Source organism: Saccharopolyspora hattusasensis (assembly GCF_050972075.1).
GTDB classification, from domain to species: domain Bacteria; phylum Actinomycetota; class Actinomycetes; order Mycobacteriales; family Pseudonocardiaceae; genus Saccharopolyspora; species Saccharopolyspora hattusasensis.
Genome location: NZ_JBPCDC010000001.1, coordinates 567,783 through 593,443, shown reverse-complemented (window position 1 = coordinate 593,443; position 25,661 = coordinate 567,783). Strand labels below are relative to the sequence as shown.

1 protein-coding gene (only partly in view) is annotated in these 25,661 nt (G+C 63.9%); it reads left to right on the top strand.

The genetic code is table 11. The features are described from left to right. A protein-coding gene (locus ACRXBZ_RS02845) for a DUF8616 domain-containing protein (protein ID WP_433877636.1) crosses the window boundary here: on the top strand, nt 1-25,661 show its 3' portion. It extends 6,829 nt beyond the left edge of the window; the window shows 25,661 of its 32,490 coding nt (coding positions 6,830-32,490); its start codon lies beyond the left edge, outside the window; its stop codon occupies nt 25,659-25,661.

The window sequence follows — 25,661 nt, the reverse complement described above, 5'->3', positions numbered from 1 at the left end:
AATTCGAGAAGGCCGGTCAGGAGTTGCGGCAGTGGACCCACGCCGAAGATCAAGATGCTGTGGACCGTTTGTATGATCAGGCGGACCAGGTCTTGGGGCCTCTTAAGGAGTCGGAGCCCTTCCGGGATGTGATGGCACACGAGTTGCGGAATACCCCGCGGAATGATCAGCAGCTGCAGCGGTTTATGACGAACCCGCAGGATGATCCGCAGTTGCGGCAGTTGCGGTGGGAACTGGCCCGTTACCTGGCTGGTGACTTGACCGGCGGTGCGGACCCGGATACGGCCGACAACTTGCTTTCCGCCGGGATGGGGCCGTTGCCTGAAGAAAATCGATCTAAAGCCTTGCGGATGCATTTGCGGCGCCTGACGATTGGCAAGGCGCTGAGCGGGTTGCAAGACGATAAGGCTGTCAACCGAGTGTTGCGAGATGCGGCACTTGAGGACCTGCGTCGCGGGGCATACTCCTTCGCCACTTTGGCGAAGCGATTCTACAGACTTAAGACCTGGGGCGAGACCGTTTTTGCGATCCGCGATTTGCAAGATGCGGTGGGGTCTCTGCGGCAGATTTTGGAGGAGGCGGAGACAAGCACTGACCGGCGGGACGAATATGAACTCAAGATCGCGGAGTGGTTGGATATAAGGGGGTTCCATGACACCGCGATCCGCAGCCGGGCAACGGAAGTCGCCGATGCTGTTCGGTTGCTGCGCCAAGAGAACGCGAACCGGGAATTGCAGAAGGTTTTCGCGGAAGCAGGCGGCACGTTAATGGAGCTGCTCGTTCTGCCCGATCAAAATCATGATGTGGTCGATGAGGTCTACCGGCACTTCCTGGGAATAATACCGGTTGAGGATCAGGAATTGTGGGATGCGGTCGCGCATCGGCTGCTGACGAATGCAGGTCAGGAGGATCGGATAGGGGATGCGCACCAGTTCCTGGAGTGGCTGCAGCATCTGAGGAGCGAGGCATCGGCCGTTGATGTGCCTGCGGATCCCGCGCGCCCGGAGACTGACACGTCCAGGTCCGTCGTGGACTCCAGCGGTGGTGCGGCCGGGCGCGAGCCGCAGTTAACGGTGTTCCCCGCGGATGGGGCGGGCGCGGTACGGGATACCAGTCGGATACCGGTGGGGCAGTGGACGCAGGAGGAACTGAACCACGCGATCGTCGAGGCGAGGAAGCTGGACTTGTCCAGCGACGAAAAGGACGCGGCGGGGCGGATTGTGTCGCTCGCGCATGACGTCGCGGGGTTGGCTCGTGCGGATGCGGTCGTGCCGCTGAGGGATGTGGTGGCGCTGGTCGAGGCCATGCGCCGCGATCTCGGCGATGATCACCAGGATCAGGTGGTGAAGTTTTCCCGGGATCTGGCGGACAGGCTGCGTACGCGGCGCAGCGAACCGGTCATCCACGCCGGAGCCGGGCCCGCGGAACACACCGCGGGCGGGACGGCGAATGAAAGGAAGAAAAGGAAACGTTTCGCCGAGCGGCGTGCGAGGATTGCGGAGTTGGAGGGGAAGGCGTCGCTGTCTGAGGTTGAACAGAGGGAGCTCGACGCGTTTAAGGCGGATGATAAGCGACAGCGTGTCGTGAACGTGGAAGCCAATCGTAGGTGGAGGCAGAACCAGCGTAAGTTGCGGGCTGCGCAGTTGGGCGCGCGAGGGGCTTCGTCTGCTGGTAAGTCTGATCAGGTAGCGGGGCGGTCCGGGGAGTCTTCTGCGGCGGCCGAGCTGAGTGCGTTGATCACTAACGCGGACGCTGGGCTGAAGAGGATGCGCGGTGGGCAGGGGGGAGACGTAGGCGGGGTGGATGTAGGCGTAGACGGTCTGATCGATGCAGAGAAAGTGAAGCAGCAGCAGTCGGGCATGGGAGCTCTTGGGGTCCGTGACGGTCTCCCGGATGTGATGGCGTATCACAAGCTGAGTCAGCCGAGGGATGACGAGGACGTCAAGGAGTTTGATCGAAAACTACAGAAGTTGGACTGGGAAGCACGATACGAGTGGGCCGCGACGCAGTTGGAGAATTGGGCCGGAATCGTGGGTCGTGATGCTGTGGACAGGTTGTTGGCTAATGCGGACGTGGTCTTGGGGCCGTTAAGTGTGTCGTTGCGGTTCCGGACTGTGCTGGCGCAGTGGTTGGGTGAGCATCCGGGTGACCGGCACGGTGCTCAGGCGGTGCGGGGGATAATGGCCGGTTACCTGGGTGGCGACCCTGACCTTGGCGTGGCGGTCAGTGATTTGACTCGCGACGCGTTCGAGAAGGCGAAAGCGGAAGAGGCGCGTTGGCAGGCAGATCGTGCTGCGGACCCGGCGGAGGCTGCTGCCCCGACGGTGCGCGGGGTCGATGATGATCCAGCGCTGCGCGTTACTTCTAAGGTTAGTTCGATACAGCGCGAATTCGAGGATGCCGCTCAGGAGTTGCGGCAGTTGACCCGCGCCGAACCTCAAGATGCCGTGGACCTTTTGTATGATCAGGCGGACCAGGCTTTGGGGCCTCTTAAGGAGGTGAAGCCCTTCCGGGATGTGATGGCACGCGAGTTGCTGAAGAAACCGCGGGATGATCAGCAGTTGCAGGAGTTGCGGTTTAAACTGGTCCGTTACCTGGCTGGTGACCTGAGCGGCGGTGCGAAACCGGATACGGATACGGCCGACGACTTGCTTTCCGTCGGGATGGGGCCGTTGCTTAGCGGCGATCGAACTAAAGCAGCAATGTGGGTGTATAACCGGCGCGTGATGATTGGCAAGGCGCTGAGTGGGTTGAGGGACTATGGGGATCTCAACGAGGTGCTGAGAAATGTGGCACTTGAGGACCTGCGTCGCGAATTCTACTCCTACGAAGGTTTGGGGGAATGGTTCTGCAGAGGTCGGACCTGGGGTGCCACCGTTTTTGCGATCCGCGATTTGCAAGATGCGGTGGGGTCTCTGCGGAAGGTTTTGGCGGAGGCGGAGACAAGCACTGACCGGCGGGACGAATATGAACCCAAGATCGCGCAGTGGTTGGCTATAAGGGGGGTCGCTGACGCCGAGATCCGCAGGCGGGCAAAGGAGGCTGCCGATGCTGTTCGGGTGCTGCGCCGAGAGAACGCGAACCGGGAACTTCAGAAGGTTTTCAAGGAAGCAGGCGGCACGTTAGCGAAGCTGCACGTTCTGCCCGGTCAAAACCATGATGTTGTGGTCTATGAGGTCGACCAGCACTTCAGGGAAATACCGGTTGATGATCATGAATTGCGGGATGCGATCGCGCATCGGCTGCTGAAAAATGCAGGTCAGGAGGATCGGATAGCGGATGCGCAGCAGTTCCTGAAGCGACTGCAGCATCTGAGGGGCGTGGTATCGGGCGTGATTGAGGGCGCGGGGCCGGAGCAGGGGCCGGTTAGGGACATGCAGCCGGAGTCCACCGAGGATGTGCCGGGAAATGCGGCGACCGATGACGCCAGGAGCGTCTTCGACGAGAGAGAACAGCTCGAGAGGGACCAGCTGCTGGCGCGGCTTCAAGGCTTGAGGGGAGAGGAGGATCCGTGGGAGCCGCAAGTGGAGGATCCGCCGGAGACGCAAGTGGTGGATAAGGCGGACGGCTCAGGGGAGTCTTCTGCGGCGGCCAGGCTGAGCGAGTTGATCGCTGACGCGGAGGCTGGGTTGCAGAGGATGCGCGATGAGGGGCGAGAAGTTCCCGTAGGCGGGGTGGATGTAGGCGTAGACGGTCTGATCGATGCGGTGAAGCCGGGCATGGGAGCTCTTGGGGTCCATGCAGGACTGCGGCATGTGATGGCGCACTACATGCTGAGTCCTCCGGAGAATGGCAAGAGCATCGTGGAGTTGCATGAAGAACTACGTGAGCGGGTGGTGAAGGACCCGCAGTTGTATCAAGAACTACGTGAGTTGGCGGTGCGGGACTGGGGCGAGCGATATGGGCGGGCCGAGGCGCAGTTGCGTGAGTGGGCCGGGATCGTGGGTCGTGATGCTGTGGACCGGTTGTTGGCTGATGCGGACGGGATTTTGGGGCCGTTGAGGGTATCGGCGCGGTTCCGGGTTGTGCTGGCGCACTGGTTGGGTGAGCATCCGGGCGACGCGCGCGGTGCTGAGGCGGTGCGGGGGGAAATGGCCGATTACCTGGCCCGTGACCTGGGTGACCTTGGCGTGGTGGTGAGTGGTGTGCCTCACGACGCGATCGAGGGGGTGAGAGCGGGAGAGGCGCGTTGGCAGGCAGATCGTGCTGCGAACCCGGCGGAGGCTGGGGCCGTTGCTGCCCTGATGGTGCGCGGGGTCGATGCTGATCCAGCGCTGCGCATTATTTCTCAGGTTAGCTCGATACGGCAGGCATTCGAGGAGGCCGGTCAGGCGTTGCGGCAGTTGGCCGACGAACAAGGTCAAGAGGCCGTGGACGGGTTGTATGGTCCGGCGGAGACGGTCTTGGGGTCTCTTAAGAAGTCGCCGTCCTTCCGGGATGCGATGGCACACGAGTTGCTGAAGAAACTGAAGAACCTGCGGGATGAGCAGCAGTCGCAGCAGTTGATGACGAACCCGCAGAGTGATCAGCAGTTGCAGGAGTCGCGGTGGAAACTGGTCCGTTACCTGGATGGTGACACAACCGGCGGCGCGGACCCGAGTGCTGCCCACGCCCTGCTTTCCGCCACGGTGGCCCCGGCCCCTGGACGGGACGAGGATGGGTCTAAAGAGCAACAGATGTATTACCGGCGCGTGGCGGTGGGCAAGGCGCTGAGTGGTTTGCCGGACAATGCCGCTGTCGAACGGGTGCGGGTGTTGGCTGAGATTTCGGCTGCCGAGGGGCGCGTTGCGGGATCGGAGAAACTGGGGGAATGGAGCGGTGCGGCCGCAGAGCGGTTGAAGAAGCTGGGTGATGAATCCGAGCTCCGTTTCTTGGAGGACGCGTCTGAGAAGTTGGGGTGGCCCCTGAATTCCAATCCGGAATTCGTGAACGTGATGGCCGATTACTTGAGCACGTTGTCTCCTGATTTGCCACCGAGTGAACGCGAGAAGTCTGTCGACGCGTTGTGGGGGGAGCTGGCTGAAATTTCGGCAGCGATGACGGCTGGCAGTACGGTCGCGAGTCCGGAGCAGGATGGGGACATGCCGACGCCGTCCGCTGACGATGCGCGGGCGGAGACCGATGAGGACATGCAGCCGGAGTTCGCTGATGGTAACAACGGTCGCGATTCCGATGAGCAACGGTCAGAGGCGCCGGAGCGGGTTCCTTCGTCTGTGTCTGGGCAGGTGTTGGGTTCGGGTATTGAGGAGATTCCGGCGGGGATTATGGTGTCGCCGTCGGATTTGGGGGAGGATCTCGTTGCTGTAGCGCATGATTTGCCGGTTGAGGATGGCGCGGGCGGCGGTGCGCCGGGATCTTCGTCGGCTGCTGTACCGCCCAATGTGGAGGGACACCCGGCCGGGGTGACCAATCGGCCGGACAAGCGGATCGAGACGGCGCAGGAAAGGAGGAGACTGCGGAATGTACGTTCCAACAAGCGTCGGGCCGACAGGACGGCGGCGCGGCGTGCGAAGATTTCGGAGTTGGAGAAGTCGCTGGAGCCGCTTAAAGCTAGACAGGCTTCGTTGGAGAAGTCGCTGGAGCTGCTTAAGGCTGAACAGGCTTCGTTGGAGGAGCCGCCGGGGTGGGCGGATGCGGATTTGCGGACGCAGCGGGAGAAGCAGCTGAAGGAGCAGCTGAAGAAGCTGCAGCAGCGTATCGCGCCGATGCAGAAGGAGTACGACGAGCATACGGAGGAGGCTAAGCGATTGCGTGCCGTGGTCGCGAAACGCGGTCGTAAGTGGAGGGAGAATCAGCGCAAGTCGCGGGCTGCGCTGTTGGGCGCGGGAGGGGCTTCGTCTGCTGGTGAGTCCGCTCAGGTAGCGGGACGGTCCGGGGAGTCTTCTGCGGCGGCCAAGCTGAGTGCGTTGATCGCTGAAGCGAACGCTGGGCTGGACAGCATGCGCGGGCAGGGGCTACCAGTAGACCAACTGATAGATGCCGTGAAGCCGCGCATGGAAGCTTTTGAGGGCCATAACGATCTCCGGGATGTGATGGCGTATCACATGCTGAAAAATACGGGGAATCAAGTGGACCCCCGGGAGTTCGAGCGAAAACTACATGGGTTGAAGGCGGTGCGGGACTGGGATGAATGGTACGAGCGGGACGCGACGCGGTTGGATAAGTGGGCCGGGATCGTGGGTCGTGATGCTGTGGACAGGTTGTTGGCTAATGCGGACGGGGTCTTGGGGCCGCTAAGTGTGTCGTTGCGGTTCCGGACTGTGCTGGCGAAGTGGTTGGGTGAGCATCCGGGTGACCGTCGTGGTGCTCAGGCGGTGCGCGGGATAATGGCCGGTTACCTGGCGGGTGATCCTGACCTTGGCGTGGCGGTCAGTGGTTTGACTCCCGACGAGTTCGAGACGGCGAAAGCGGAAGAGGCGCGTTGGCAGGCAGATCCTGCTGCGAACCCGGCGGAGGCTGATGCCCCGATGGTGCGCGGGGTCGCTGATGATCCAGCGCTGGACGTTATTTCCCGGATTAGCTCGATACAGCATAAATTCGAGAAGGCCGGTCAGGAGTTGCGGCAGTGGACCCACGCCGCCGAAGATCAAGATGCCGTGGACCTTTTGCGTGCTCAGGCGGACAAGGTCTTGGGGCCTCTTAAGGAGTCGCCGTCCTTCCGGGATGTGATGGCACACGAGTTGCTGATGAGGCGGAATAACCTGCGGGATGAGCAGCAGTTGCAGCAGTTGATGACGAACCCGCAGGATGATCCGCAGTTGCGGCAGTTGCGGTGGGAATTGGCCCGTTACCTGGCTGGTGACCTGACCGGCGGTGCGGACCCGGATACGGCCGACAACTTGCTTTCCGCCGGGATGGGGCCGTTGCCTGAGGAAAAGCGATCTAAAGCAAACCGGATGCATTGGCGGCGCCTGACGATTGGCATGGCGCTGAGTGGGTTGCGGGACGATGAGGCTGTCAACCGAGTGTTGCGAGCCGCGGGACTTGAGGACCTGCGTCGCGAGAAATACTCCCACCCCACCACTTTAGGGAAGCGATTCTTCAGAACTAAGTCCTGGGGCGCCGTCATTTTTGCGATCCGCGATTTGCAAGATGAGGTGGGGTCTCTGCGGCAGGTTTTGGCGGAGGCGGAGACAAACACTGACCTGCGGGACGAATATGAACCCAAGATCGCGGAGTGGTTGGCTATAAGTGTGTTGGATGACGCCGAGATCCGCAGCCGGGCAAGGGAAGTTGCCGATGCTGTTCGGTTGCTGCGCCGCCGAGAGAACGCGAACCGGGAATTGCGGAAGGTTTTCGCGGAAGCAGGCGGCACGTTAACGCAGCTGCTCTTTCTGCCCGATCAAAATCATGATGTGGTCGATGAGGTCTACCAGCACTTCGTGGAAATAATACCGGTTGATGATCAGGAATTGTGGGATGCGGTCGCGCATCGGCTGCTGACGAATGCAGGTCAGGAGGATCGGATAGGGGATGCGCACCAGTTCCTGGAGCGGCTGCAGCATCTGAGGAGCGAGGCATCGGCCGTTGATGTGCCTGCGGATCCCGCGCGCCCGGAGACTGACACGTCCAGGTCCGTCGTGGACTCCAGCGGTGGTGCGGCCGGGCGCGAGCCGCGGTTCATGGTGTTCCCCGCGGATGGGGCGGGCGCGGTGCGGGATATCAGTCGGATACCGGTGGGGCAGTGGACGCTGGAGGAACTGAACCACGCGATCGTCGAGGCGCAGAAGCTGGTCCTGTCCAGCGACGAAAAGGAGACGGCGGGGCAGATTGTGTGGCTCGCGCATGACGTCGCGGCGTTGGCTCGTGGGGATGCTGTCGTGCCGCTGGAGGATGTGGTGGCGCTGGTCGCGGCCAAGCGCCGTGACCTCGTCGATGACCACCAGGATCACCAGGTGGTGGAGTTTTCCCGGGCGCTGGCGGACAGGCTGCGTACGCGGCGCAGCGAACCGGTCATCCACGCCGGAGCCGGTCCGGAGGGGCACACAGCGGGCGGCGGTGCGCCGGGCTCTTCGTCGGCTGCTGTACCGCCCAATGTGGAGGGACACCCGGCCGGGGTGACCAATCGGCCGGACAAGCGGATCGAGACGGCGCAGGAAAGGAGGAGACTGCGGAATGTACGTTCCAACAAGCGTCGGGCCGACAGGACGGCGGCGCGGCGTGCGAAGATTGTGGAGTTGGAGGAGTCGCTGGAGCTGCTTAATGCTGAACAGGCTTCGTTGGAGAAGTCGCTGGAGCTGCTTAAGGCTGAACAGGCTTCGATGGAGGAGCCGCCGGGGTGGGCGGATGCGGCGGATGCGGATTTGCGGACGCAGCGGGAGAAGCAGCTGAAGGAGCAGCTGAAGGAGCTGCAGCAGCGTATCGCGCCGATGCAGAAGGAGTACGACGAGCATACGGAGGAGGCTAAGCGAAAGCATGCCCAGGCCATGGGACGCCTTCGTAGGTGGAGGGAGAATCAGCGTAAGTCGCGGGCTGCGCTGTTGGGCGCGGGAGGGGCTTCGTCTGCTGGTGAGTCCGCTCGGGTAGCGGGACGGTCCGGGGAGTCTTCTGCGGCGGCCAAGCTGAGTGCGTTGATCGCTGAAGCGAACGCTGGGCTGGACAGCATGCGCGGGCAGGGGCTACCAGTAGACCAACTGATAGATGCAGTGAAGCCGCGCATGGAAGCTTTTGAGGGCCATAACGATCTCCGGGATGTGATGGCGTATCACATCCTGAAAAATACGGGGAATCAAGTGGACCCCCGGGAGTTCGAGCGAAAACTACATGGGTTGAAGGCGGTGCGGGACTGGGATGAATGGTACGAGCGGGACGCGACGCGGTTGGATAAGTGGGCCGGGATCGTGGGTCGTGATGCTGTGGACAGGTTGTTGGCTAATGCGGACGGGGTCTTGGGGCCGCTAAGTGTGTCGTTGCGGTTCCGGACTGTGCTGGCGAAGTGGTTGGGTGAGCATCCGGGTGACCGTCGTGGTGCTCAGGCGGTGCGCGGGATAATGGCCGGTTACCTGGCGGGTGATCCTGACCTTGGCGTGGCGGTCAGTGGTTTGACTCCCGACGAGTTCGAGACGGCGAAAGCGGAAGAGGCGCGTTGGCAGGCAGATCCTGCTGCGAACCCGGCGGAGGCTGATGCCCCGATGGTGCGCGGGGTCGCTGATGATCCAGCGCTGGACGTTATTTCCCGGATTAGCTCGATACAGCATAAATTCGAGAAGGCCGGTCAGGAGTTGCGGCAGTGGACCCACGCCGCCGAAGATCAAGATGCCGTGGACCTTTTGCGTGCTCAGGCGGACAAGGTCTTGGGGCCTCTTAAGGAGTCGCCGTCCTTCCGGGATGTGATGGCACACGAGTTGCTGATGAGGCGGAATAACCTGCGGGATGAGCAGCAGTTGCAGCAGTTGATGACGAACCCGCAGGATGATCCGCAGTTGCGGCAGTTGCGGTGGGAATTGGCCCGTTACCTGGCTGGTGACCTGACCGGCGGTGCGGACCCGGATACGGCCGACAACTTGCTTTCCGCCGGGATGGGGCCGTTGTTGCCTAGCGCCCTACAATCTAAAAAAAATCAGATGCGTCACCGGCGCGCGACGATTGGCACGGCGCTGAGTGGGTTGCGGGACGATGAGGCTGTCAACCGAGTGTTGCGAGATGCGGCGCTTGAGGACGTGCGTCGCGAGGAATACTCCTTCGCCACTTTGGGGAAGCGATTCTACAGAGCTAAGTCCTGGGGCGCCGTCATTTTTGCGACCCGCGATTTGCAAGATGCGGTGGGGTCTCTGCGGCAGGTTTTGGCGGAGGCGGAGACAAGCACTGACCTGCGGGACGAATATGAACCCAAGATCGCGGAGTGGTTGGCTACAAATGGGTTGGATTACGCCGAGATCCGCGTCCAGGCAAAGGAGGCTGCCGATGCTGTTCGGGTGCTGCGCGGAGAGAACGCGAACCGGGAATTGCAGAAGGTTTTCGCGGAAGCAGGCGGCACGTTAGCGAAGCTGCACGTTCTGCCCGGTCAAAACCATGATGTTGTGGTCTATGAGGTCGACCGGCACTTCAAAGAAATACCGGTTGATGATCATGAATTGCGGGATGCGATCGCGCATCGGCTGCTGACGAATGCAGGTCAGGAGGATCGGATAAGGGATGCGCAGCAGTTCCTGGTGCGACTGCAGAGTCTGAGGCTCGAGGCATCGGCCGTGATTGAGGGCGCGGGGCCCGAGCAGGGGCCGGTTAGGGACATGCAGCCGGAGGTCACCGAGGATGTGTCGGGAAATGCGGCGACCGGTGACGCCGGGAGCGTCTTCGACGAGAGAGCACAGTTCGAGAGGGACCAGCTGCGGCTTCATGGCTTGAGGGGAGAGGAGGATCCGCCGGAGACGCAAGTGGAGGTTCAGGCGGAAGGCTCAGGGGAGTCTTTTGCGGCGGTCAGGCTGAGCGAGTTGATCGCTGACGCGGAGGCTGGGTTGCAGAGGATGCGCGATGAGGGGCGAGAAGTTCCCGTAGGCGGGGTGGATGTAGGCGTAGACGGTCTGATCGATGCGGTGAAGCCGGGCATGGGAGCTCTTGGGGTCCATGCAGGACTGCGGCATGTGATGGCGCACTACATGCTGAGTCCTCCGGAGAATGGCAAGAGCATCGTGGAGTTGCATGAAGAACTACGTGAGCGGGTGGTGAAGGACCCGCAGTTGTATCAAGAACTACGTGAGTTGGCGGTGCGGGACTGGGGCGAGCGATATGGGCGGGCCGAGGCGCAGTTGCGTGAGTGGGCCGGGATCGTGGGTCGTGATGCTGTGGACCGGTTGTTGGCTGATGCGGACGGGATTTTGGGGCCGTTGAGGGTATCGGCGCGGTTCCGGGTTGTGCTGGCGCACTGGTTGGGTGAGCATCCGGGCGACGCGCGCGGTGCTGAGGCGGTGCGGTGGGAAATGGCCGATTACCTGGCCGATGACCTCGCTGACCTTGGTGACCTTGGTGACCTTGGCGTGGTGGTGAGTGGTGTGCCTCACGACGCGATCGAGGAGGTGAGAGCGGGAGAGGCGCGTTGGCAGGCAGATCGTGCTGCGAACCCGGCGGAGGCTGCTGCCCCGATGGTGCGCGGGGTCGATGATGATCCAGCGCTGCGCATTATTTCTCAGATTAGCTCGATACGGCGGACATTCGAGGAAGCCGGTCAGGCGTTGCGGCAGTTGGCCGACGAACAGGGTCAAAATGCCGTGGACCGGTTGTATGCTCCGGCGGAGAAGGTCTTGGGGTCTCTTAAGAAGTCGCCGTCCTTCCGGGATGCGATGGCACACGAGTTGCTGAAGAGACTGAAGAACCTGCGGGATGAGCAGCAGTTGCAGCAGTTGATGACGAACCCGCAGGGCGATCAGCAGTTGCAGCAGTTGCGGTGGGAACTGGTCCGTTACCTGGCTGGTGACACAAGCGGCGGCGCGGACCCGAGTGCTGCCCACGCCCTGCTTTCCGCCACGGTGGCCCCGGCCCCTGGACCGGACGAGGCTCGGTCTACAGAGCAACAGATGTATTACCGGCGCGTGGCGGTGGGCAAGGCGCTGAGTGGTTTGCCGGACAATGCCGCTGTCGAACGGGCGTGGGTGTTGGCTGAGATTTCGGCTGCCGAGGGGCGCGTTGCGGAATCGTCTGGTGGGGAAGGCCCTTCGTCTGCTGGTGCTCCGGCTTCCGTTGCTGCGACTGTTGACCCTCGCGCTGTGGCGTTGAAGGAACTGCGGGAAAGGAGCAAGGCGGCCGCATCGCGGTTGAAGAAGCTGGGTGATGAAGCCGAGCTCCGTTTCTTGGAGGACGCGTCTAGGAAGTTGGGGTGGCCCCTGAATTCCGATCCGGAATTCTTGAACGTGATGGCCGATTACTTGAGCACGTTGTCTCCTGATTTGCCACCGAGTGAACGCGAGAAGTCTGTCGACGCGTTTCGGGGGGAGCTGGCCGAAATTTCGGCAGCGATAACGGCTGGCAGTACGGTCGCGAATCCGGAGCAGGATGGGGACATGCCGATGCCGTCCGCTGACGATGCGCGGGCGGAGACCGATGAGGACATGCAGTCGGAGTTCGCTGAGGATAACAACGATCGCGATGGGGAACGGCCAGAGGCGCCGGAGCGGGTTCCTTCGTCTGTGTCTGGGCAGGTGTTGGGTTCGGGTATTGCGGAGATTCCGGCGGGGATTATGGTGTCGCCGTCGGATTTGGGGGAGGATCTTGTTGCTGTAGCGCGTGGTTTGCCGGTTGAGGATGGCGTGTTGGCGGTGGTGGCGAAAGGTGATGGGCACGGTGGAGTGCTTCTCGGCGGTGAGAGTGTGGATGCTCAGCGGTTGGCTAATTTGATTCGCAGGTGGGGGTGGGGGAAGAGCAAGATCCGGTTGTATGCCTGTGAGGTCTCGGAGGGGTTCGCGACGACGCTGGATGGGGCGTCGGGTGTTGAGGTGATCTGGACGGGGGACCTTGTGGTGTTCGGTCCGGATACCAAAGGGCTTTCCTCCATGGTGGTTGGTTCCTATTTGGATGAGAACTTGCGTCTGCACGTTAGGGAGGGCGCCTGGGTTACGACCCGGCCGGAGGCTTGGCTACCGGGGCAGTCCCCGTCTGATGTTTCCTTGCCGTCGAACCGGCGCGGGTTGAGTCCTCGCTGGGTGCATTTGCGTGCGGAGACGGCGCGGTTCCGGACGGGGCCGCAGTCGGATCTGGCGTGGCTGCGGGAGTCCGGTCAGACCGCGAAGGTGGTTCAGGCTCGCAGCACGATCACGGCGGCTGATGACCGGCTCACCCGGGTTTACAGCATGGTGGATGCGCCGGTGCCGGAGGAGTCGGCCACGACTGTCACGGCGGCCGGTTCCGCCGAGACCGACGTGTTGGTCAAGGCGGCGACGGATGTCACTACCTCGGCCGCGGCGAGTGTCGAGCGTGCTGCGCGGCAAGCCGGGAAGTGGACGGCCGCGCAGCAAGAGTTGACGGCGGCCACGCAGCGGCAGGACGAAGTGCGTGCCGAACTCAAGGCGGCACGGCAGGATCTTGATGCGCCATGGAAGGACCTGGTTCAGACATGGGCGGAGGAGAGGGTGGCCCGGGAGCGGGTGGAGTTGCTGGGAAACGAGGACGAGGACCAGGGGGTTGTGCGGGAGAAGTTGCGTGTCCAGCACGCTGCCGCGGCAGCGCGGGTGAAGACCGCTGAAGCGGCGCTGACCGCTGTGCAGGAGCGGGTTGATCGGCTGGCCAGGGCGGATCGGGAAGCGGGTGAACATATCGCTGTGGCGGATGCCCGGGTGGAATCCGAGCGTGGTGCCACTGTGGACGCGGCCAGGACCGCTACCAAGGCGGTGGCCGGGGCCCGTATCGCGGCGGATCGCGCGGATGTGACGGTCCGGCAGGTCGATCTGCCGTCGTATACGGGCGATGGTGCGATGGGCAGCGGGAAGATCTGGAGGCCCGGCGAGATCGATCCGGAGCAGGTTCTTGCGGCGTTGCCGGTAGGTGTGCGCGAGGGCGCCCGGGCGGTGGTCGAGGAGTTGTTCTCCGAGGCCAAGATCGGGGACACGCTGCGGCGTCTTGCCGATGAAGGTATCCGGGTCGAGGTCGATTCCCGTGAGCTGCATGTGAAGTTCGAACGGACCGCGGCGACGCCGGTGCAGGTGCCCAAGGGTGAGGGTTTCACGGAGTGGGGTATTCGCTCGGCCGATGCGAGCCGGACTATCACGCAGGAAGGGGGCCCGCAATACAGTCTGCCCGCTGTCATCCCGAACATGCTGGGTGCGGCGACCGAAGGGGTGGCTCGTAGCTGGCTGTTGCATCCGTCGGTGCGGCCGTCGTGGGGGACCAACGAGCAACGCAACCTGGTGTCGACGACCGAGTTTTCCCGCGGGATCAACAGCCGGCCCGCGGAGCGGCATAGTACCCAGGTTCCGGAGCGGCATTTCGTCGTCGATGGTCGTTTCGTGATCGATGTGCGGGTGGGGGATGCCCCGCCGCGGACGTACCGCAGCGACGTGATCCGTGATGTGGCATTGGTCCGTTTTTACGGGGAGGATGTGCCACCGGCGACCATCAACCCGGGCCCGGGTGGGCCGGTCCTGCCGCTTCCCGCTTCCGCCTTGCATGAGGTGTTCGTGGTGCCGCAAGCCGCGGCGGTGCGGCGGATCCGTCAGCGGGTTCTGGCCGGGTTGCCGTTGCCGAAGGTGGGTGTGGAAGTCCGTGATGCGGTGTCGCGTGAGTTGGCGGAAGACGCCGCGATCGTGAAGTTCGGGGAGATCACCGGTGGTGGTTACCGGTCGAGTCCGTTGCGGTTGCCGGGCGCGACGCTGAACACGTTGTCGTTGGAGGTGTCCGCGGCACTGCGGTCGGTGCGGCGGGTCGATGACCGTGTTGTCCCGGATGTGAACCTGCGGCAGATCGCCGCCGGTGACACGAAGTCCGACACGAGCGTGACACAGTCGGCGAGTATCGAAGGTTCGGCGAGTGTGGGGCCTGCACTGGCCACCGAACTGAAGGAGCAACAACGCGGTCTCGGCGCGTATACGGTGATCACACCGTTCACGGTGTCCGGTGCGGCGGAATCAGGTGAGACGCTGACGCAGGTGGTGGGCACCAGTTCCGGGAAGAAGACCGTCGCGAGCATCGAGGGCGATTCCGTTCTGGTGGAGGCGACGCTGGACATGCGGGTGCAGCGGTATTCCACGGATCCGGAGCTGGAAGGCTCGGATACCGTGGCGGAGAAGGTGTTTTTGTGGATGCCGGTGGAGGAATTCGCGCGGCTGGAGGAGATTTCCGCGGCACACTCCGCTCTGCGGGTCGCCGAGGAGCACGACGGGCCGCACGAACCCCCAGCGGTTCCGGAGGGGCTGCGGCACAGCCAGAACTTCCGTGACCTGGTGGATCGTGTGCGTCCCGAGGTCACCCGCACGCCGGCCGAAACCGAAACCGATGCCGTAACCGAAGCCGAAGCCGTAACCGAAGCTGAAGCCGAAGCTGGGGGAGGGGATGCCCGGCTGGGAAACGACAGGGCCGAGCAGCTCGCTTTGTCGGTCTTGGCTGATTACGGTAAGCGTCCGGAGATCACGATTCCGGTGGGTGGGCGCCGGCAGCCCGACATGCTGGCGGCGGGTAAGAGCACCGGTGGTGGTGTGGTGGATCGGGCGCCGGGGATCGAGCGGGTGCTTCCGGAAGTGCGGCGGTTGCTGCGTGAGTCGGTGGGTGAGGAGCTGGCGTCGCTGGACCATGACGTGCGGTCGGTCGTGGAGAGCGTGTTGTCCTCGGCTTTCGGTGCGCCGGGGTTGTTCCGGGCGTTCAGTGGCGAGTTGCGTGGGGCGAGCGAGACGATCCGGGTCGGTGACCGGTTGGTGACGATCGAGGTCCGGCCGCGACTGGGTGCGCTGGTCGGGACCGGTCGGGTGGAGAAGGCCAATGTGGATGTCACCGCGAGGAACGCGATCCGTGGCGAGGGCAAGGCGAAAGCGGGCACGAAGCAGCGGATCGGTGTCGAGTCGGGTGCCACGGTCGGCACCAAACGCAAGGATTTCTGGCGCACCCTGGGTTTCCTCGCCACCGGGTCGGTCCAGTTCTCGCACAGCTATATCGGCACTGTCGGGCAGAGTCACAAGGTCCACCGGCGCGCGAGGTTCGTGGGGCCCGCGGTCACCTTCGACCGGCGGGTGACCTGGTCGATTTCCGTGTCGACGAAGACCATCCCCGCCGACACCGAGCAGCCAGAGCCGTCGCAGACCGGGCAGCCGGTGTCGCAGTCCGGGCAGCAGGGGTCGTGGTACCGGGGACTGGGTCTGTTGGGGGGGTGGGGGAGGCGGTCTGATGAGGCTGATAGCGGTGGTATCGAGCTTGACACGTTGTCCGGGGATACCGTGACGGCGGGGAGTGACTCGGACAGTGTGGGGAGTTTTGGTGGTGCTTCGGCGTCCAGCAGTGCCACGGTGTCCAGCAGTGCCACGACGGTCAGTGGTTCCACGGTGGATGGCTGGACGCGGGTGCTGGTTCCGGAGCCGTTGGCACCCATCACCGAGCAAGGTGATCTGAGGAATCTGGGTACGGTCATCAGGGACTTCGACTACGACGACCAGGACGGTAACCCGTTCCGGGTGCACGTGGAGTTCGTGATGCCGCAGGGTGTGGCGACGCCGTCCACGGTGTTGGGTGAGCCTGTCGAAGCGATCCTGGACGATCGTGCGGGTGGGCAGCGGCAGGACTTGACCACGGCTGGTGAGAACTCGCCGGATTCGCTGGAAGCGCAATTCGACCAGTTGGTGTCGCCGGGTGGGGTGGTGATCGCGGGGAGCCGGGTGCGGTTGCGGCTGTTCGATGTTCATCCGGTGGGGACGGCTGCGAAAAAGCTGAATCTGGAGGTGGGTACTGAGGGTGGGCTGAAGCTGGACGGTCAGGAGATGTGGGGCAGAGGTTTCGAGGGGCGTTTCCGTGGTTCGGCGTGGATGTTGTTCGGGGGTAGATCGAGCCGGGCGTATGTGGCTCCGTCGTTGACCGGGCGGGGCAGGTTCGGTGAGGAGGAAGGAGCCACGTTCGGTCGTGGCACCCAACGCCGGCGGGTCGGCCGGACGACCGGGGCCACGCATCTGTACCGGGCGCATGGGGTGTTCGAGATCACCAGTTACGGGGAGTCCGGGTCCGGGGCTGCGGGGAGCACCGAGACGGTCGTGGTCGGTGGTGGTGTGGAGTTCCTGCTTTCCGACGTCGTCGCGCAGCGGCTGCGCACGCACCCGGTCCGGGAACCGGCAGTGCAGGGACGGCCCCCGCGGACCCGGCGCCTTGAGTTGCCCGCGGGGGTGGAGCCGAAACCGGCACCGGTGACCGAGGTGCGGTATCCGCCGGAGTTCGTGTTCTCCGGTGCCGCGCTGGGGCCGACCCTCGTTACCGAGATCTCCAACGCACACGAGGTCGCTCCGCTGATCAAGAGCATGCTCTTCGAGCATGCTCCCGGTTTCGGTTCGGGTCGCTGGCTGGAGGTACCGACCGGGATCGCGGGGTCGGTGGACACACTGGCGTCGGTGAACGCCTTGGCTGCCCGGTTCGGGCAGGAAGCGACGTCCGGGGTGCCGTTGCTGGCGGCCCGGCCGTATCGGGGCGGCACCGAGACGATCGAGTTCGTCATCCGCGCACGGTACGCGCCGGACGCGGTGGCCACCCCGGATAAGGACACCAAGTCCGACACGTCGTTTCTGCATTCCGAGAAACGGGTGCACACTGTGGCCCGGTCGCGGGCCGTCGGCGGCGGCGCGAGTGTGCTCGTGGCTGGTAAGGGCCGCGGGAACCTGCGCCGGGCGGGCGCGCACCCGCAGGTGGGCTACGACAAGGAATGGTCACGGACTCAACGCGACTCCGAAAGCGGCACGTTCAAGTCGCGGGTGCTGGGGACCGAGGCGATCTCTTACTCCTATACCTGGCCGACGTGGTTCCAGGTGGAGATGTACCGGACGTGGACCCCGGACGCGATGCTGAACACCCTGCTGCTCTACAAGCCGAGGCAGGGTATCGAGATGTGGGCGGCGATGCGGGAGGACACCCGGACCCCGCTCCAGCGGGAGTTCACCAGCGAGGGCACGGCCCGGTACATCATCCCGGGGGGCCTGACCACGACCACGCCGCCGCTCCCACGCCCGGTGCGCATCGGCGGCCGGCTCGTGCCGGCCGGAGGTGCGCAGCGGCTGGGGCCGCTGCCGCAGGATCTGCGGGGGGTGGACGTGATCCCGCTGGCACTGCCCGGAAGCGAGCGGTTGTTCCCGTGGCTGGCCGCGGTGCTGGCGCATCCCGCACCCGAACCGGCCGATGATGGCGACCCGCAGGCCTCGGAGGTGTCGATGCGGGCGCCTGCCGGTAACGGCTGGGTCCGCCCGGCCACCCTGCCGGCGCGGATGCTGTGGCAGCTGGGCGGGGAAGAAGGCTTGACCGCGATGATGCCGGACCTGCTGGCCGACCCGGTGGTCTTCCCCGCCATGGTCGAGACCGGGATGGTCTGGGACGACGAGCACGGTCTCGCGGTGCGCCTGCGGTTCACCGGGATCGAGTACGTCGATTCTTTCACCGCGACCGGCGAGCTGACCCAGGAACAGAAAACCGAGCAGGAGCTCGTCCAGTCCGAAGGCGGCAAGACCAGCGCGACTGTGCTCGGGCAGGCCACGGTCGATAGCGGCGGACCCGGGGCCAGCGGTGAACACGGCAAGTTCACCGGGGACATGCTCTTTCCCGGCGAGACCAGCACGCTCGATCCCTCGGGCGGGGTGTCGGCCACCTGGTCGGACCCGCGTGGCCAGAACTCCCTCCGCGGCACTAGCCGGGAGGCCACCACCGAGAGGAAAGGCCTCTACCACGTCTACCGGGCCGAGGCGGTCTACAAGATCACCGACCTGACCAAGCATCGCGTCGGTTCTGCTGCCCTGCCGGGAAAACCGGCCGAGGTCGAGGTGACCATCACCAACGGCGGGTACTTCGCGGTGGAATCCACACAGGCCGCGGCGAAAAACCTGCCCGGACCCCCACCCAAGCCGACCACACCCGCTACCGCACCGGCCCCGGCCGCGGCCCTGGGCTCGGCCGCGCTGCCTGCGGTCTGGACACCCCACACCGGCGATGAGCACGCAGCCGGGCTGCTGCCCAAGATCCGTGGCCACCTGGTGGTCGGGCTGACCGCCTCCGGCGGCACCCTCACCGTGCCCGAACTGGCCGCGCGGATCGAGCAGCTACCGGGCTGGGCCAGACGGCCGATCGTGCTGGTGGGAACCGAGGGAACGCTGGACCTCTCCGATGCGGCCGGGCTGCGCGACACCCTCGGTGTCGACGTGATCGCGGCTGATCACGAGGTCTGGCATGCCGCCGACGGCCGAGTGGTCACCGGCAATTTGTCTTTCGTTCGCGGTGGGGCGCCGACCTGGAGCGAACGGGCCGAAGCGATACTCGGCGGTGAGGTCCGCTCCGCCACCGCCGGGCACTGGCACCTGCTGGCGGCCGCGGGCGGCACCCGCCGGCTTCCCGGCGCGGATCTCGTCGCAGCACTGGCCAGTACCGGCACCCCGGCACAAGCGGGAACCGCGCCACGATCCGACTTCCGCTGGGGCGCACGCAGCGCGCCGGTAAGTCTGGCGATCCACGGGGCCACCGACACCGCCGACTACACCACCTGGACCCGCTCGCCGTATCACGCCGCCACCCGCCCAGAGGGCAGCAAACCACTGCTGGTCCTCGGGCACGACGACACCATCATCCCCAACACCGAGGTCACCACCCGGCGCGACCGTAGCGGCGCGGACGTGCTGGCACGGGTCAACCGGGGCCGGGGCCCGAAATGGATGCTGCACCGCGCCGACGGCAGCCGGCCCCGACCGGTCGACCCCCCCACCGAGGTGACCCCCACACCACGACCGCAACCCCTGCTGTTCGCCGGCCCCGAGGATTCCCCCGCGACGATCGCACAGGCCGAGCGGACGGCACCCCACCTGCCCGCGGACACCCAGCCCGTCGGCGTGCACGTGACACCCGACGGACTGGCGGTGCTGCCCGATGGCCGGGAGGTGACACCCGAAGACTTCGCCGACGAGGTACGACAACACCCGCGCTTCCTCCCGGGACTGACCATCGCACTGCTGGGCTGCGCCGCCAACCGAGAACCAGAACCAGGCCAACCCACGTTCGCGCAACGGCTCGCCCGAGCACTGCGCACACGGGTGTGGACAACAACCGACGATGTGGTTCAAACCACGGACAAGCGTGTGCACGCCACCCAGGTCACCGTCACCGGGGACGGCACGTTGCTGCCGCAGTTCAAAGACGGGCAGGGCACCGGCCACTGGGACCTGCTAGACCCCGAAGGCCAACCACTGTCGACGGCCGGACCGGACCTGGCTGCCGCGGTCGCACCGGACGGCACCGCACCGCCGCGCTACACCGACGAAGCACACCCAACCCCGGTGATCAGATGGATGGGTCGCAAGCGAAAGGCCGCCGCCGGCCCGGTTGGTGCGGGGGCCTCTGGGCCCTCTGGGCAGCAGGATGCTGAGGCGGGGAAGGTGAAGCGGGTTCGGCGGCCCGGGATTCCTCCGGAGAAGTTGGGCGAGTGGGTTGTGCGGGCTAAAACGGAGGGAAAGGCCGAGTCGGCTGAGGAAGGACTGGAATGGGTGAATAGACAGGAATTCGGGGTTAAGAAAGAAGCTTGGCTGGATGCGTGGCGTGCTGACGGCGGGAAGCAGAAGCGGGTTCCGCGGACCGGGATCCCTCCGGAGGAGGTGGGTAAGTGGGACGAGGAACGCAAACAGAGACGGAAGGAAGTGAACAGACGTTACTGGGCGGAGCTCCCCCCGGACAAGAAAGAGGAAATGCTACAAGAAAGAAGGGAATACAAGAGACTTCGCAGGGCGGAGCTCCCCCCGGACAAGAAAGAGGAAATGCTACAAGAAAGAAGGGAATACGAGAGACTTCGCAGGGCGGAGCTCCCCCCGGACAAGAAAGAGGAAATGCTAAAAGAAAGAAGGGAATACGAGAGACTTCTCAGGGAGGAGTTCACCGAGGAGCAGAAAGCGGAGAAACGGCGGCAAGAGGAGCTGTTGAAGGAGTGGGTTAGGAAAGCTCAAGCGGTGGCCAAGACGGCTCAGGCTGGGCTGACGTGGGCGAATGGGCAGGGGTTCTGGGTTGGGAAGAATGTTTGGGGGGATATGTGGCGAGAGGAGGCTGGGAAGGAGAAGCGGGGTCAGGGCTCTGTGCGCGATGAGAAGCTGGTGGAGGAGTGGGTTGTGCTGGCTCACGTGGTGGGAGAGGCCAAGACGGCTAAGGCAGGTCTGGAATGGGTGAATAAGCTGGGGGTCAGGGTTAACAAAAATCTTTGGGGGAAGGTGTGGCTTGAGGTACTTGGGAAGGAGGAGCGGTTTCAGCGGCGTAGGGTAGATAAGATGTCTGAGTTGGTTGTGCTGGCTGAAAAGGTGGGAGGGGCCAGGACGGTTGAGCAAGGGCTGGAATGGGTGAATGGGCTGGGGGTCGGGGTTGACAAAAATCTTTGGGGGGAGATGTGGCGTGGTCGTGCGTTTTTGGATAACTGGTCTACTGATCTTGAGGATGAGGATCCACTCGGGTGGACGGGGTTTGACGGTATTGGTGAGAGGGATGTTGCAGGCGATCTGAGTTTGTTGCCGATAGATTGGGCTGGGTTTGCCGGGTCGGAGGGTTGGCCGGAGGTCGAGAGGTTGCAGTTGGCTGCTACGGAGCTGGTGAGTCCGTACTTGTTCGCTCCGCAGTTTGTGGGTGTGAGGCCGCCGGAGAAGGTGGCGTTTGATTTGGTGGTGGATCAGGTTGCATTCACGCTGCATCAAGCCTCGCTGGTTGGTCTGTCCAAGTCACAGGCCGTTGCGGCCGCGCGGACGCGTGCTGAGGAGCTGGCGGGTAAGGTGCGCGAGGCGGGTTTGGGGGGCGTGCCGGATTTGGGGCTTACTTTCCGGCCGCCGGAGCGTGGTGTTGACGGTGTGCCGTCGGTTGTTGGGGGTGTTGGGCAGCGCGAACTGGTGGGGGGTGAGGACTCGGAGCGGGGGTCGGGGGAGGGGTATCCGGGTGAGTCGCAGGCTGGGCCGTCGACGGTCCAGGCCGCCGCCCACCAGGGGTCGGCTGCGGGTGGTGTGGCGGCCTCTGGGCAGCCGCATGCTGATGCGAAAAAGACGAAGCGGGTTCAGCAGCCTGGGAGAGATAAGGAGCTGTTGAAGAAGTTGGTTCTGCAGGCTAAAAACGAGGGAGCCGCCGATACGGCTAAGCAAGGACTGCAGTGGGCGAACGAACAGGGGTTCCGGATTGGGAAAAACATTTGGGGGGCAATGTGGAATGAGGTGTTTGGGAAGTCGAAGCGGGGGCAGGGGTCTGCGAGAGATAAGAAGCTGTTGAAGGAGTGGGTTAGGAAGGCTCAAGCGGTGGCCAAGACGGCTCAGGCTGGTCTGACGTGGGCGAATGGGCAGGGGTTCTGGGTTGGGAAGAACGTTTGGGGGGATATGTGGCGTGAGGAGGCTGGGAAGGAGAAGCGGGGTCAGGGCTCTGTGAGTGATGAGAAGCTGGTGAAGGAGTGGGTTGTGCTGGCTCACGTGGTGAAAGAGGCCAAGACGGCTAAGGCAGGTCTGGAATGGGTGAATGAGCTGGGGGTCAGGGTTAACAAAAATCTTTGGGGGGAGGTGTGGCGTGAGGTGCTTGGGAAGGAGAAGCGGTTTCAGCGGCCTGGGGTGGATAAGAATCGGTTGCATGAGTTGGTTGTGCTGGCTGAAAAGGTGGGAGGGGCCAGGACGGTTGAGCAAGGGCTGGAATGGGTGAATGGGCTGGGGGTCGGGGTTGACAAAAATCTTTGGGGGGAGATGTGGCGTGGTCGTGCGTTTTTGGATAACTGGTCTACTGATCTTGAGGATGAGGATCCACTCGGGTGGACGGGGTTTGACGGTATTGGTGAGAGGGATGTTGCAGGCGATCTGAGTTTGTTGCCGATAGATTGGGCTGGGTTTGCCGGGTCGGAGGGTTGGCCGGAGGTCGAGAGGTTGCAGTTGGCTGCTACGGAGCTGGTGAGTCCGTACTTGTTCGCTCCGCAGTTTGTGGGTGTGAGGCCGCCGGAGAAGGTGGCGTTTGATTTGGTGGTGGATCAGGTTGCATTCACGCTGCATCAAGCCTCGCTGGTTGGTCTGTCCAAGTCACAGGCCGTTGCGGCCGCGCGGACGCGTGCTGAAGAGCTGGCGGATAGGGTGCGCGAGGCGGGTTTGGGGGGCGTGCCGGATTTGGGGCTTACTGCTCCTCCGCCGGTGCGTGGTGTTGAGGGTGTGCCGTCGGTTGTTGAGGGTGTGGGGGAGCGCGGGCCGTTTTGGGGTGGGTCCTCGGAGTGGGGGTCGTGGCAGGTGTATCCGGAGCGAGCTATAGATGAGGGAGGGGCCAGGACAGCTGCTCAGGACGGAAGCTGGCCGTGGCCGGTCGATCCGCTGGCCGAAGCGACCCACACGCCACGACCGCAACCCCTGCTGTTCGCCGGGCCCGAGGATTCCCCCGCGACGATCGCACAGGCCGAGCGGACGGCACCCCACCTGCCCGCGGACACCCAACCCGTCGGCGTGCACGTGACACCCGACGGACTGGCCGTGCTGCCCGATGGCCGGGAGGTGACACCCGAAGCCTTCGCCGACGAGGTACGACAACACCCGCGCTTCCTCCCGGGACTGACCATCGCGCTGCTGGGCTGCGCCGCCAACCGAGAACTAGAACCGGGCCAACCCACGTTCGCGCAGCGGCTCGCCCGAGCACTGCGCACACGGGTGTGGACAACAACCGACGATGTGGTTCAAACCACGGACAAGCGTGTGCACGCCACCCAGGTCACCGTCACCGGGAACGGCACGTTGCTGCCGCAGTTCAAAAACGGGCAGGGCACCGGCCACTGGGACCTGCTAGACCCCGAAGGCCAACCACTGCGGACGGCCGGACCGGACCTGGCTGCCGCGGTCGCACCGGACGGCACCGCCCCGCCGCGCTACACCGACGGAACCCACCCCACCCCGGTGATCAGATGGATGGGTCGCAAGCGAAAGGCCGCCGCCGGCCCGATTGGTGCGGGGGCCTCTGGGCCCTCTGGGCAGCAGGATGCTGAGGCGGGAAAGGTGAAGCGGGTTCGGCGGCCCGGGATCCCTCGGGAGGAGTTGGGTGAGTGGGTTGTGCGGGCTAAAAAGGAGGGAGGGGCCAAGACGGCTGAGGAAGGACAGGAATGGGTGCGTACACAGGAATTCGGGGTTGACGCAAGCGCTTGGCTGGATGCGTGGCGTGCTGACGGCGGGAAGCAGAAGCGCGTTCAGCGGACCGGGATCCCTCCGGAGAAGTTGGGTGAGTGGGTTGTGCGGGCTAAAAAGGAAGGAAAGGCCGAGACGGCTGAGAAAGGACTGGAATGGGTGCGTACACAGGAGGTCGGGGTTAAAGCAGAAGTTTGGCTGGATGCGTGGCGTGCTGACAGCGGGAAGGAGAAGCGAGTTCGGCGGCCCAGGATAGATGAAAAGCTGTTGAATGAGTGGGTTGTGCGGGCTAAAAAGGAGGGAAAGGCCGAGACGGCTGTGGCAGGACTGAGATGGGCGCATGAACAGGGGCTCGAGGTTAACAAAAACGCTTGGGGGAAGGCGTGGCGTGTTGAGGGCGGGAAGGAGAAGCAGGTTGGGAAAGATAAGAAGCTGTTGAATGAGTGGGTTGTGCGGGCTCACGAGGAGGGAGGGGCCAGGACGGCTGCGGCAGGACTGGAATGGGTGCGTGGACAGGGGGTCGAGGTTGGGAAAAACGCTTGGGGGAAGGCGTGGCGTGATCGTGGGGTTTTAAATGACTGGTCTACTGTTTTTGGGGATGAGAATCCATTCCCGTGGGAGGGGTTCGACGGTATAGATGAGAGGGATGTTGCTGGCGATCTGCATTTGTTGCCGGTGGATTGGGCGGGGTTTGCCGAGGGCGAAGTGGCGAGGTTGCGGTCGGATGCTGCGGAGCTGGTGAGTCCGTTTTTGTTCGCTCCGCAGTCTGTGGGTGTGGAGGGTGTGGAGTCGCCGGAGAGGGTGGCGTTTGATTTGGTGGTGGATCAGGTTGCATTCACGCTGCATCAAGCCTCGCTGGTTGGTCTGTCCGAGCTACAGGCCGTTGCGGCCGCGCGGACGCGTGCTGAAGTGCTGGCGGATAGGGTGCGCGAGGCGGGTTTGGGGGGCGTGCCGGATTTGGGGCTTACTTCCCGGCCGCCGGAGCGTGGTGTTGACGGTGTGCCGTCGGTTATTGGGGGTGCCCCGGACGCTCGGGTGTATGCCCCGCTCATGAGCGAGCGGGACAAGCTGATTGAGGGGGCGAAGGCGTTGCCGGAGCTCGATCCGGCTCGAGAGGCGGAGCTTGGTCGTAGTGAAGATCGGCAGGGGGGGATAGACGACCTGCAGGAGGAGGCGAGTTCGCGAATACTCCTAGACGAAGAAGCGGCTCCGGCGATCGAGGCGGACTCGGAATCGTTGGGTGCCGCGGTAGCGCCGGACCGCACGGCCCCGCCGAGCTACACCGACGGAGCACACCTGACTCCGGTGATCAGGCGGACGGGTAGGGAGAAACGGACCAAAGAGGAGCGCCTAGAGCGAAGGCGGGAATTTAGCAGGCTTTCCATGAGACGTCACCGGGCGGGGCTCACCGAGGCGCAGAAAGAGGATAAACGGCGGAAAGATCGGGACGCAAAGAGGCGCAAGAAGGAGGAGCGGGACCAGCTGGCGTTGGCGGAGTGGGCTGCGCAGGTGCGGGCATCGCTGAAGGGGATTAAGTCTCGGCAGGATTGGTTTGAGTTGCAGGATCGGGATTCTGTTCTGCAGTTGGGGCAGGAGTTGCCGACGTTGGGTGAGGCTATGCGGGACGAGCGGGAGGAGTTGCAACGGCAGTTAGACAAGATTACGGCGGAGGTGGTTGTTGAGTTGAAGAGGTTGGTCGGGCTTTTGGACGGGCATTTGGCGGCGTTGCCCGCGGATTCCCTTCCGGAGGTGCGTGAACAGTTCGCTCTTGCGAAGGCGGCGGCGGAGCAGGAGAGCTGGTCCTTGGCGCAGGTGTACAGGATCGCGTCGAGGCTGGAGGGGATGCTAAAAATGGAGCAGTTTTTGCGGAATTACCTGCTGGGATTGGCGCGGGACGGCGACTCCAGGCGAGCTCCGGATGACGAGTGA